Origin of the sequence: Sporosarcina sp. Marseille-Q4063 (assembly GCF_018309085.1) — a bacterium.
In the GTDB taxonomy this organism is placed as follows: Bacteria; Bacillota; Bacilli; order Bacillales_A; family Planococcaceae; genus Sporosarcina.
The window spans coordinates 3,256,353-3,269,198 of record NZ_CP070502.1; the positions used below are offsets into that span (position 1 = coordinate 3,256,353).

Below are 12,846 nucleotides of genomic sequence, written 5' to 3' on the forward strand. Positions count from 1 at the left end.
CAGAAAATAAATAATAGAAGGGACTAATTATTATAAAAAAGACATTTTCTTATGAAAGAGAATTGCCATCGTTACCAATTCCTCCATTAACTAGCACACAAACGAAACTCCTCGAATGGGTTGAACCTCTCCTTAGTGAATCGCAATTTCAGAACACGACAGAAGTTGTGAACCGATTTTTTCAAAAAGACGGGGAAGCTGAGATACTTCAGGAAAAACTCCATGAATTGGATGATAAATTGTCAGGAAGTTGGCTCAAGCCTTTTTGGGATGATTTATATTTAAAGTATCGCGGTTCTTTGCCAACTGGGATGAATTTCAATATTTTATTGGACAATAAAAAGCATGAAAACCGCTATACGAGAGCTGAATTGGCTGGAAAAGTAGGCCATTTGATAGCGGAATTTTATCATACGATTATTGACGGGGAAATAGAGCCTGTCACGCTTAGCGGAATTCCGCTTGATATGGGGCAATATAAAAAGTTTTTCCGCTCTGTGCGCATCCCTAGATTTGAAAGAGATGAATTTCGCCTGGCGGAATTTGATAAGAGAAATAATCACATCATTATGTTATATAAAAATAACTTTTATAAAGTAAATGTAACGAATAGTGAAGGTGCGATTTATCAAAGTAAAGAAATCGCAGCGGCTATTGAAAAGGTATTTTATTCGGAGAAAAATGAAGGCGTAAACGTCGGCATATTTACAACAGCCAAAAGAGATGAAGCGGCGAAAGTGTATGATGAACTTTCTGTGTCGAAAATAAATGCAGAAAATCTACAAGCGATTGCGGATTCGCTTATTGTAATTTCAATGGACGAAGAAAGCATTAATTCGCAAGAAGCGATTGAAAATCTCATGTTAAATGGATCGAATAAATATTTCGATAAGACAATTCAGGTCGTCATTACAAAAAAAGGTGAGCTCGGTTACAGTATTGAACATACTGCCGTGGATGGCACAACGATATTTGCGGTCATTAGCCATGTTAACGACGGACTTGCTACTGAGGATCCTGAATTAATTCAGACGGCTGAAAAAACAGTTATAGAAAAAATGGAATGGGAAATTTCAACGGATGTTCAAAAATCGCTAACGAAGTTTGAAAAAGATTTTGTACAAACGAAAAGTGATTTTCATGTTAAATCAAGAACTTTCTCGGAATTTGGTTCTGACGAAATAAAAAACATGAAAATCAGTCCTGATGCATTTTTCCATATGGCCTTGCAAATTGCCCAGTACAGAACGTTTGGCATACTCAGAAGTGTTTATGAGCCTGTGTCTGTCCGAGTTTTCCATGAAGGAAGGACGGAATGTGCAAGAGCGACTAGTACGGAAAAATGGAACTTGGTGAAAGCGTTAGAAAACGGTGAAGAAAACAATGAAATTTTGTATTCATTGATGAAGAAAGCGGGCGCTGCGCATTCGGATCGGATAATCGATTGTCGTAAAGGTTTCGGTGTTGAAAGGCATATGTTCGGCCTTGAACAAATTTATTATTTACACGGGGCAGATTTAGGGTTAAAGGAACTGCCGGAAATCTTTAAAGATGAAGGGTATTTGACGATGCGACATGATTTTATCTCGACAAGTGGCATGGCTTATGACAATGTGAAATATCGGATTTTCGGACCTGTTGTTGAGGGAGGGTTTGGATTAGCTTATATTTTATTGGATCAGTCAATTTCGATAAACGTTTCTTGTCGTGTTTCGGAAAAGAACTATGCAAGTCAATTATCGAATCATTTAATAGACGCATTGAAAGAATTACGTCAGATTGGTAATAGCCAGCAAGAATTTTAGGTACCTGTGCAAGACACTACTCAGTAAATTCACTACAATTGCATAAAGGGAAAAGGGGATATTGACTGTATAATACTTTGTCGATATCCCCTTGATTATTTATTCGAATTCGTGAATAGTCATAATTGCACCTTGCGCAGGTACCTCCCACTGGTCCCTCCAACTATTTCATTAAACGCCGCGTTTATTCCCCCATACAAGTGTATGCAGTTGGGGTAGTACTTTCGCGTCGTTCATAATTGTCGACTGAACCGTTTTTTCGATTAGCCATTCATAGCGTTTGAGCAAAGTCGAAACGAGGAGGGTATCGTCTGTTGTCGATGTATCTTCATTTCCAGTTTGTAAAAAGAAAGGAAATGACGGGTAGCGCAGATGTACTTCTTCAGCGAATTGAAAGTCTATATCATCGAAAATGACAATTTTAAGACTAGCATTGGAATTCGCAAGCCGCTCCATGAAAATGTCCAGTTTACTGAAATCTGTTGTCATCTTGGAACTCGGCGGTTTCGGAGAGAGCGTAATATCATCGACTTTCAACAACCAATCTTGCCAAAATGAAGCTTGTGTTTCAACTGCAACTTTCCATCCTTCGGCGTGGCATAAATCGATGAACTCGCCGATGCCTTTGTGAAGAGCGGGATTTCCTCCTGAAATCGTAACATGTGAAAAGGACTGTCCGCCTATGTTTTTCAGTTCATCCACAATTTCATTTGGACGTTTCAATTCACTTTTTCCCGAACCATCCCACGTAAAACTTGAATCGCACCAGGCACATGAATAATCACATCCAGCAGTCCGGACGAACATCGTTTTTTGCCCCATGACCATGCCTTCTCCTTGAATCGTCGGACCGAATACCTCCATTACAGGAATTTTCATAAGGAGTCCTCCTGTTCTGGTCGGTAAACGACATAGCTTGTCGGCGTTTCCCGAACAATAACTTGGAGACAGACTGGCCGATTGCTTCTTGTCTGAAGTACTTTTTGAATGGACTTACAAATCTGTTCTGCTAAGCGTTCAGTCGTTGGATAATTCGTTTGGAATTCGGGATGATCATTTAATACGGAATGATCATATTTTTTATGAATCAAATCTTTAATTTGCTTAAAATCAATGAGGAAACCGGTTGAATCCAATTTGTTTCCTCCGATTGTTACATTTATATAGTACGTATGGCCATGCATCATCTGACATTTTCCGGCATCTTCGTTTGGAATGAAATGCGCGGCTGAGAAATGCATGTCTTTATTTAATTCGAATCGATAGGAATGTTGCACTTGTGGATAAAATTGTTGCATCATTTCGTTGCACCTGCTGACTTTTGGGACAAGTAAGTGGTGAGTCCTTCATTTCGCAACAAGCATGCAGGACATTCTCCGCATCCTGAACTTGGGATCCCGTTGTAGCAAGTGAGCGTTTTTTCTTGTACGAAATCAAATGCATCAAGTTCATCAGATAATGCCCATACTTCAGATTTATCCAGCCACATGAGCGGTGTATGGATGACGAAACGACCATCCATTGCCAAATTCAACGTGACATTGAGGGACTTTATAAAATTGTCCCGGCAATCAGGATAGCCGCTAAAATCGGTTTCGCTAACACCAGTAATAAGATGGCGAGCGCCGATGGCATCTGCATAAACAGCAGCAAATGAGAGAAATAGATGATTCCTTCCAGGTACAAAAGTTGACGGAAGTTCGCCGTCCTCTTCTTTCACATCGATATCGTCTCGTGTTAATGCATTTGCAGATAACTGGTTAATCAAATTCATATCCAGCACCTTGAATGATACACCGAGTTCTTTTGCGATTGCCCGAGCATATTCGATTTCACTCGAATGGCGCTGTCCATAATCGAACGTCACCGTCGCAACTTCACCAAAATTCTTTAATGCCCAAAACAGGCACGTCGTACTATCCTGGCCACCACTAAAAACAACGACCGCTTTTTCATTCTTCAAAGTAAACATCTCCTTAGTTTTTTAGAGAGGGAGTTCGCGAACCTCTTTTTTACCAAACAATGATAATGATAACATATGTGCAGGTCCAAGAGGGAAAGTGATAGGTACCTGTGCAAGAAACTAATCAGTAAATTCACTACAATTGCATAAAGTGAAAAGGGGATACCGACTGTATAACGTTTTGTCGATATACAGTTAATTTTTTATGCAAAGCAGTGAATAGTCATAATTGCACCTTGCACAGGTACCGAAAAAGGGTACCGAAAAAGAGGTACCGAAAACGGTACCGTCACAACAACGGTCAAAATTCTACAAAATTTTTATTGACATGTTTGTGGTATTAGATTATATTATTGGTATGTAATCGGTTACACATGTGAGATGGAGTGAGTAAGATGGCGACAATTAAAGACGTGGCGAAGGAAGCTGGCGTTTCGGTTGCGACAGTTTCAAGGTTTTTGAATAAAAGTGGTTATGTCAGCGAAGATTCAGCGCAAAAAGTTATGAATGCTATTAAAAAATTGGACTATCAACCGAATTCAGTTGCAAGAGCTTTATTCCATAAAACGTCTAAGATGATCGGTTTAATTGTGCCAGACATTACGAACCCATTCTTTCCTGAGTTAGCGAGAGCTGTTGAAGATGTTTCGATGATTTATGGCTACAAAGTTTTACTTGGCAATTCAGATGGCGATTCCGAGAAAGAACAGAATTACTTGGATCTGTTTCATCAGAAATATGTAGACGGCATTATTATGACGAGTCAATCTTCAAGGACTGATATGACGTTAAATACGAATACGCCAATCGTAGTCTTGGACCGTGCCAATATTTCGGGATTACCGACTGTTACGTCAAACAACTATGAAGGTGCACAACAGGCTGTAAAATTGCTAATCGAAAAAGGGGCCAAGCATATTGCGCATATTCGGGGACCGCGGGAGATCACTTCAGTAAATGATCGGCATCAGGGATTTATTGATGAAATAGAGAAAAATAAAATGGATTATGTCATTGAGGAATCGGCATTTAATCTGAAAGCGGCAGAAGAAGTCGCTCATAACTTTTTCGATAAACATGGACACATAGATGCGATTTTTTGCAGTAACGATACAATCGCAGTTGGATTTCTTAAAGTGGCTTTGAAAAGAGGCATTCAGATTCCTTCTGAATTACAAATTATTGGTTTTGACGGCGTTGCTTTCGGGGAAATGGTTTATCCTGAGTTAACGACCGTAGCTCAACCAATTTACGATATGGGTGCGATGGCTTCTCGACTTTTAATCAAACTGATTGAAGGAAAAGAGCAGGAACAGACGTTATATGAATTAAAAACGAGGATTATTGAAAGAGGGACAACAAGGAAATAGGAGTGAAAGTCGTGGGGAAACCAATTATTACCGTAGTTGGAAGCATTAATATGGACCTGGTCGTGACTGCGATGAAGCGACCAGAAGCGGGAGAAACAATACTCGGTGAAGATTTTTATACGAGCCCCGGTGGAAAAGGAGCAAATCAGGCGGTTGCTGCGTCTCGTTTAGGAGCGAAAGTTCACATGATCGGAAGGGTCGGAGATGATGAATTCGGCGCTGATTTAATGAACTTTTTGGAACGGGAAAATATTTTTTTGAATGGTGTGGAACCGGTTACACAAAAAGCTTCTGGTGTCGCGATGATTACTTTGGCGGACGGCGACAATAGCATTATCGTCTATCAAGGCGCAAATTTGGATACGACGCCTGAATATATTAGGAAATTCGAAAGTCTCATCGCGAAAAGTGATGTCGTGCTTACGCAATTGGAAATCCCGATTGAATCTGTGGAAGAGACTGCGCGACTTTGTGAAAAACATGGTACGCAATTTATTTTAAATCCTGCACCTGCTGCGGATTTGTCTACCGATTTGATTGCGAAAACAGATTTTATTACGCCTAATCAATTAGAGCGTTCGGCATTAGCCGAAAAAATAGATATGAACCAGTTTCTAGATAAGTTAATTGTCACTGAAGGCAAAGATGGCGTTGTCTATTATGAACAACAAACGGCGCAAAGAATTCCAAGTTATTCAGTTTCAGCTGCTGATACGACGGGGGCTGGGGATACATTTAACGGTGCATTTGCTTATGCAATCGGGATGAAAGATGACGTTAAGACCGCAATTCATTTTGCAAATGCAGCGGCGGCACTTTCTGTTCAGAAAATAGGTGCGCAAGCAGGAATGCCTACTCGGGAAGAAATCACCGAGTTTATTCGCAAGAATGGTTAGGAATTAAAGCGCTTTAGATCAAATTACTATTATAGTATAGCTTCATTATATGAGGGGAGAGCAGAAGAATGATTAATATTTTATGGGGATTAATGGGCTGTACGATTATAATTCTAGGCGCCTTTCTATTATCGGAAAATAGAAAAGCCATTAATATATGGACAGTGAGTATGGGCTTTATCGCTCAAGTCGTGTTAGGATTTATCGTTTTAAAATGGGATGTTGGAATAACCATTATTCAAAAATTGTCGGATGGCGTCTCGAAAGTAATGGATTACGGAGTTGAAGGCCTAGCTTTCGTATTCGGTTCTTTAGCAGATAAAGAAGGCGCGGCTGGACCGATTTTTGCGATTAATGCCTTGGCCATCATGATCTATTTGACTGCGCTTATCGGGTTATTGTATCATTTCGGGATTATGCAATGGTTTGTTCGAATTGTTGGTGGCGGCCTGTCAAAAGTTATGAAAACAGGGCATATTGAATCCACGAATGCAGCAGCCAATATTTTCTTGGGAATGACACAGTCTTTCTTGTCAGTCAAACCGTATATCAGAACGATGTCACGCTCCCAGTTGTTTGCGGTTATGGTCGGTGGGCTTGCATCTGTATCGGGTGCAGTTTTACTAGGATTGGCTGCGATGGGTATTCCGATTAATTATTTATTATCTGCGGCAATCATGTCCGCGCCGGCAGGCTTGATGCTAGCGAAATTGATTATCCCGGAAACGGAAGAGCTAGATCCAAATGAATGGAAAGTAGTCGAAGATGTAGCAGGCGAACCTGGGGAAAAATCCAGTGTAATGGAAGTAATTGTGACTGAGTCAAATGAAGGTTTAAAGTTTGCGGTAAATGCAGTTGTGATCCTTGTTTCTATTATCGGTTTGATCGCACTTCTGAACGGAATTTTAGGAGGAATTGGTTCCTTCGTGGGGATTTCAGATTTGTCTTTCGAATTAATTTTGGGGTATGTATTCGCACCGATTGCGTTTATTTTAGGGATTCCTTGGTCTGAAGCAGTGTTGGCAGGAAACTTACTTGGACAGAAAATTATCATTAACGAATTTGTGGCATTTGCGTCATTTAAAGATATTATTGATTTATTTTCCGAAAAATCGGTAGCTATTTTAACGTTTGCGCTTTCTGGATTTGCCAATATCGGGTCAGTGGGTATTATTCTAGGCGTCATGTTAGGGATTGCACCGAAACGTAAGAAGGAAATTCAAGATATGGCCCTTAAAGGCTTAATCGCTGCAACATTGGCCAACCTTTTGAACGGAGCAATCGTGGGGATTTTCTTCTTCTAATCAATTAAGAAAGCGTTTTCCAAAATAATATACGAGGAGAGATTTAGGATGAAAAAAGTTATTTTAGATGTCGATACAGGGATTGATGATGCGTTTGCGATTCTTTACGCGATTGAAAGTAAGCAGCTTGATATTCTTGGAATCACGGGTGTGAATGGGAATGTTCCAATCGATTACGTGATGAATAACACAAAGAAAATATTGAAGTTTATGGGAAATGAAGACATTAAAGCTTACAGGGGCGCAAGTCGTCCGCTGTTAACAGAACCGAATCATGAATTCCGCGTGCATGGTAGTGATGGAATTGGTAACGCACTTGATCATGTAACGGTAGATGATGAGGAGTCAGATGTTTTCGCTCCAGACTTCATGATTGAACAAGCGAATAAACATAAAGGCGATATTACATTTATCATGGTCGGGCCGCTAACGAACTTGGCATTGGCGCTAATGAAAGAGCCAAGACTAGCGGAGTGGGTCAGCGAAGTCGTGATTATGGGCGGACTTGTTACAAAAGCAGGAATGGGAAATAAACTTCCGAACTCAGAATTCAACATCTTTGCTGACGCGGAAGCTGCGAAAATTGTATTCCATTCAGGTCTCAATGTGAAACTTGTCGGATTAGATGTCACGCATAAAACATTTTTAACGCGAGAGCGCATGGAAGACTTAAAAGGAACAAAGTACTATGACTTCATTGTCGAGAGTTCTGAAGTATTTAGAGGTTTCAGTAAGGAGAGATATGGTGTTGATGGCTGTGCACTTCATGACCCATTAACAATCGGCGTCGTATTGGATCCGTCGATCGTTACAACTGAAAACCATTTCGTTGAAGTCGAAACAAAAAGCGAATTAAACTACGGACAAACGATTTGTGATTTCCGCGGTATCTGGAACAAAGAACCAAACGTAGAAGTTTGCTTGGACGTCAATCATGAAAAATTTGTGGACATGTTTATCGATACGCTGAAGCAACGAAAATCTTAATTATCTGTCTGGATTGCCAACGGAAACGCTACGTTTCCGTTGGTTTTTTTTATGTTTCTTAGGCACCTGCATATTAGGTATCCGCTTATTAGGTACCTGTGCAAGACACTATTCAGTAAATTCACTACAATTGCATAAAGTGAAAAGAGGATATCGACTATGTAACGCTTTGTCGATATCTTTTTGATTTTTTATTCAACGTCGTGAATTGTCATAATTGCACCTTGCACAGGTACCTCGCAAAAGGTACCTCCCACAGGTACCTCTTTAAATGTACCTTCTAAAATTAATTAATTTACTATTCTATGATGACGGAATATTGCTATTGATATATACTATACAAAATGAATGATGAGGTGATAGTAATGAATGTACCATTAATCTTGCCGCAATTTCTCGACCGGGCAGTCGCTTTGTACGGAGAGAAAGAGGCGGTTCATTGTGAAGGACGCGTTTTTACTTATAACCAATTAAATGAGAGAGTCAATCAGTTATCTAGTGGATTGCGAGATTTAGGGATTAATAAAGGAGATCATATCGCGTATCTTGCGGGAAATTCACTTGAAATGTTAGAAGGGTTTTACGGTGTTTTTCAACTTGGCGCTGTTATGGTTCCGCTCAATATTCGATTGAAACCTGATGATTATGTGTTTATATTAAATCATAGTGAATCTAAGGTGCTTTTTGTCGATCAGGATTTATATGAATTAATTCGCCCTGTGAAAAATCAGTTGGAAACGATTGAACATATTATTGTTCACTATAAAGATTCGGAAACGAAGGAAATAGACTATGACACATGGCTTGCATCGTTTCCTTCTGCTCCATTTGAGCGTGAGGATTTGGATGAGAATGATGTTTGCAGCTTGCTTTATACAAGTGGAACGACGGGCAATCCGAAAGGTGTCATGTTGACCCATCGTAATAATTATTTGCATGCACTCAGCACGATGCACCATTTGCGTGTATCGGATTCTGATGTATACTTGCATGTTCTTCCGATGTTCCATGTCAACGGTTGGGGATCTCCTTTTTATTACACGGCGAATGGGGCGACGCATATTTGCTCGCGTCAATCGACTCCTGACTCGATTTTCAAAGCTATTCAAAAGCATAATGTGTCCGTCTTACATATGGCGCCGACAGTTTTAAATGCATTATTGCAGTATTACGACGAACATCATCCGCGCATCGAGCAAGATGTTCGTGTAGTCATTGCGGGTTCCGCACCACCGCCTGCTTTCATTACACGTGTGGAGGAAGAGCTTGGTTGGGAGTTCATCCAAGTATATGGGATGACAGAAAGTTCGCCACTAAGCCTTGTTTCAACGATTCGTTCGCATCTAACGGATTTACCGAAAGCGTCGCAAACCGAATTGAAAGCAAAAGCTGGGTTTTCAATGATTGGAAGCGATGTACGTCTTCTTAATGAGTCGGGAGAAGAAGTTGCACATGACGGGAAACAAGTCGGGGAAGTGGCCGTCCGCAGTCATGGCGTGATGAAGGGCTACTGGAAAAACGAAGAAGCAACGAAAGAAGTGCTCCAAAACGGCAGACTTCTAACGGGGGATATGGGCACGATTGATGAACATGGCTATATTAATATTGTCGACCGGAAGAAAGACGTCATTATTAGCGGCGGAGAAAATATATCGTCGATTGAGGTAGAAGGTGTTCTTTATGAACATCCGGCTATTTTAGAAGCTGCCGTCATCGCCGTCCCGCACGAGAAGTGGGGAGAAACACCCCACGCCTATGTCGTATTGCAGGCAAACATGGCAGCCACTGAACAGGAAATCATCGACTTTTCTAGAGAAAGAATGGCGCATTTTAAAGCAGTTACAGGAATTACGTTTGTTGAAGAACTTCCGAAAACAGCATCAGGAAAAATTCAAAAAGTTCAACTTCGCGACAGTTATTGGGAATCGAAAGGCAAGACAGGCCGTTTGGTGAATTAGGTACCTGTGCAACACACTATTCAGATAATACACTACAATTGCATAAAGTAAAAGTAGGGGTATCGACAATATACACTTTGTCGATACCCTTTTTGATTTTTTATCCATAGTCGTGAATTGTCATAATTGCACCGTGCACAGGTACCTAGTTAAGAGTGCCTAGCAAACTAGGTTAGTCAATTATGCCTAGTGTGGATTTTACTGCTCCAGGCGAAAGTACCAACAAACTCCATTTCTGTTATACTAAGCTTTTAGAACATTAATTACTGAAAAGATTATTATTAACTATTAACATACATGTAGAAGTCAGGAAGGGGATGTTAGTATGAAGGAACCTTATTTCATAACAGCGTCTAAGAAAATGTGCCAGGAGGCCGGCATGGATCCGAATGAGGTTTCAAGACCGAAGAAGTTTTTAAGTGCAGAAGCGTTTGAAGATAGAAGAAAATCCTATAATGAAATATTATCCGTTGTGAGTTTTTTCTCGAATAAACTACTAGACTCTCTAAAAGGGACGCCAATACTCGTGGTTGTTTCAGATGCAGAAGGTTATCTTTTGGATATTGACGGGGATGCATCAATCAAATCTATGATCGAGCAATTTGGCATTAAAAATGGCAGTCTTTTCACTCATGAAGATACGGGAACGAATGTGATCAGTCTCGCATTGCAACAGAAGCATCCAATCAGTATTATTGGCGACCAACATTATCATTCGTTTCTTCATGGAATTGCGTGCTATGGAACGACGTTTTATATTACTGATGAAAATAAAATGCTCGGCAGCGTATGCATCATGATGCCAATCCAGTTTCAGAATCCGCTTTTCTTAACGATGTTAAGCCAGTCGATTGATTCGATTGAAAGAGAGTTATTGCTGAGGAAACAAAACAGGAAATTAGATGTTCTTAATCAAATCATGTTAAGCAGAACCCGAAATGGAATTGTCATTACAGATGAGTTTGGAATCACAACCGAGTTTAATGAACTTGCTCAAAAGATCTCGAATACTACCCGTGATTCAGTCATCGGGAGAAATATTCGCACATCCCCTTTAACTGGTGATTATTTCAAAGAGGTACTGGAACAAGGAAAAATCTTTAATAATGAAGAACTTAAATTCGAAGATGAATCTGGAAATCTTGTCGTCTGTCTGTTCGATGCACAACCCATTTATGAAGGGAACAAAATGATTGGTGCCTTCGGTCAGTTCAGAGATATTTCAGAACGGTATTTATTACAAGAGCAGTATAACTACTTAGCCTATCACGACGAATTAACGAAATTGCCTAACCGACGATATATAAAAAAGGAAATAGAAACAATCATCCAGGAACTTCATTCTGGCGAGTCTCGGACGTTAGCTCTTTTATACATAGATTTGGATCGTTTTAAAATCATTAATGATAATTTCAATCATTCTTACGGAGACTATCTTCTTACAGAGGTGAGTAAGCGTTTATCGACTTGTCTTGGTGAAAAGGATATTCTTGCACGAATGGGTGGTGATGAGTTCATTTTCTTGCTCAAGGATTTTGAAGGTGCTGATTATGTTGAAATGAAAGCAGAAGCGATACTCAATCTGTTTGATCAACCTTTTCTAATAAAAAACAAAGAAATTCACACAACAGCAAGTATCGGAGTTGCGGTATATCCCGATTACCCAATTTCATATGAAAAGCTAATGGTTTACGCTGACAATGCGATGTATCAAGCGAAATTACAAGGTAAAAATCGATATGTCGTTCACACTTCCGAATTATTAATTGACATGAGAGATGAATATAGTCTTGAGATAGATTTAGGTAGAGCACTTGAGAATAACGAGTTTGTCCTTCATTATCAACCGCAAGTTCATAATCTAACCGGCGAATTGGTTGGATTTGAAGCGCTAATTCGCTGGGAACATCCAGTGCATGGGCTTTTACTTCCTGGAAAGTTTATCAAACTAGCGGAAGAAAACGGTTCAATCACACAAATTGGCGAGTGGGTCATTAATGAAGCATGTTCACAAAACAAAAAGTGGCAGGAGGCTGGTATGCCGCCACTGAAAATGTCCGTGAATCTATCTACACAGCAATTTCTCACGACAAACCTCATTACTTTCATGGAGGAAGTTTTGGAACGTACTAATCTAGATCCAGAGTGTTTCGTCGTAGAAATTACGGAATACATGGCTATGGAATACGATTATTCCATTCGCGTATTGAAAAAGTTGAAAGCACTTGGAATCGGAATCAGTATTGATGATTTTGGGACAGGGTACAGTTCACTTAATTACCTTAAAAACTTTCCGATCGATTCTATTAAGATTGACAAATCCTTCATCGATGAATTAATGAATGATCAGAATGGTGCTTTTATCGTGAAAGCAATCATTACATTGGCGCACAACCTTCACAAGGAAGTGATTGCAGAAGGCGTGGAAACAATAGAGCAGCTAAATTTCTTGAAAGAACATAAATGTGATATTAGCCAGGGATTTTATTTCAGCGAAGCATGCTCGGCTGATGAAATAGAGAAAAGATACTTGGGATAACAAAAATCGTAGAAAGGAGCAAGA

The 12,846-nt window shown here is 40.0% G+C and carries 10 protein-coding genes and 1 riboswitch; of the genes, 7 read left to right on the forward strand and 3 right to left on the reverse strand.

The genetic code is table 11. The features are described 5' to 3' along the window. The first annotated feature begins 62 nt into the window (after positions 1–62). Positions 63–1,805, forward strand: a complete 1,743-nt coding sequence (locus JSQ81_RS16575) for a choline/carnitine O-acyltransferase (RefSeq protein ID WP_212605110.1) — start codon at positions 63–65, stop codon at positions 1,803–1,805. A gap of 171 nt (positions 1,806–1,976) precedes the next feature. Here the strand turns inward: JSQ81_RS16575 and queE are convergent, their stop codons facing one another. The 3 genes from queE to queC are packed head-to-tail and all read right to left on the reverse strand — an operon-like array spanning position 1,977 to position 3,768. Continuing rightward, on the reverse strand, positions 1,977–2,684 hold the full coding sequence (gene queE / locus JSQ81_RS16580; RefSeq protein ID WP_212605111.1) for a 7-carboxy-7-deazaguanine synthase QueE: 708 nt from the start codon (positions 2,682–2,684) through the stop codon (positions 1,977–1,979). Continuing rightward, on the reverse strand, positions 2,681–3,106 hold the full coding sequence (gene queD, locus JSQ81_RS16585; RefSeq protein WP_212605112.1) for a 6-carboxytetrahydropterin synthase QueD: 426 nt from the start codon (positions 3,104–3,106) through the stop codon (positions 2,681–2,683). The genes queE and queD overlap by 4 nt, the downstream gene beginning before the upstream one ends. Continuing rightward, entirely contained in the window at positions 3,103–3,768 is a 666-nt protein-coding gene (gene queC / locus JSQ81_RS16590; protein WP_212607709.1) for a 7-cyano-7-deazaguanine synthase QueC, read from the reverse strand. The genes queD and queC overlap by 4 nt, the downstream gene beginning before the upstream one ends. A 7-nt stretch (positions 3,769–3,775) precedes the next feature. Then, a riboswitch (PreQ1 riboswitch) is annotated at positions 3,776–3,819 on the reverse strand. Between the two features lie 344 nt (positions 3,820–4,163). On the opposite strand from queC, the gene JSQ81_RS16595 reads away from it, so the two are divergent. The 6 genes from JSQ81_RS16595 (at position 4,164) to JSQ81_RS16620 (ending at position 12,822) form a co-directional block, all read left to right on the forward strand. Next, positions 4,164–5,138, forward strand: a complete 975-nt coding sequence (locus JSQ81_RS16595) for a LacI family DNA-binding transcriptional regulator (protein WP_212605113.1) — start codon at positions 4,164–4,166, stop codon at positions 5,136–5,138. An 11-nt stretch (positions 5,139–5,149) separates the two neighbouring features. Further along, entirely contained in the window at positions 5,150–6,034 is an 885-nt protein-coding gene (gene rbsK, locus JSQ81_RS16600) for a ribokinase (RefSeq protein WP_212605114.1), read from the forward strand. A 68-nt stretch (positions 6,035–6,102) separates the two neighbouring features. Next, positions 6,103–7,338 carry a NupC/NupG family nucleoside CNT transporter gene (locus JSQ81_RS16605; RefSeq protein WP_212605115.1) on the forward strand — a complete coding sequence of 412 codons (1,236 nt, stop codon included), beginning with the start codon at positions 6,103–6,105 and terminating at the stop codon, positions 7,336–7,338. A gap of 48 nt (positions 7,339–7,386) precedes the next feature. Next, the gene (locus JSQ81_RS16610) at positions 7,387–8,325 is read left to right on the forward strand and encodes a nucleoside hydrolase (protein WP_212605116.1); all 939 of its coding nucleotides are present in this window, start codon (positions 7,387–7,389) and stop codon (positions 8,323–8,325) included. 365 nt (positions 8,326–8,690) lie between these two features. Further along, complete coding sequence (locus tag JSQ81_RS16615) at positions 8,691–10,283, forward strand: long-chain-fatty-acid--CoA ligase (RefSeq protein ID WP_212605117.1); 1,593 nt, start codon at positions 8,691–8,693, stop codon at positions 10,281–10,283. Between the two features lie 325 nt (positions 10,284–10,608). Next, positions 10,609–12,822, forward strand: coding sequence for an EAL domain-containing protein (locus JSQ81_RS16620; protein WP_212605118.1), 2,214 nt, complete (start codon positions 10,609–10,611; stop codon positions 12,820–12,822). The last annotated feature ends 24 nt before the right edge of the window (positions 12,823–12,846 follow it).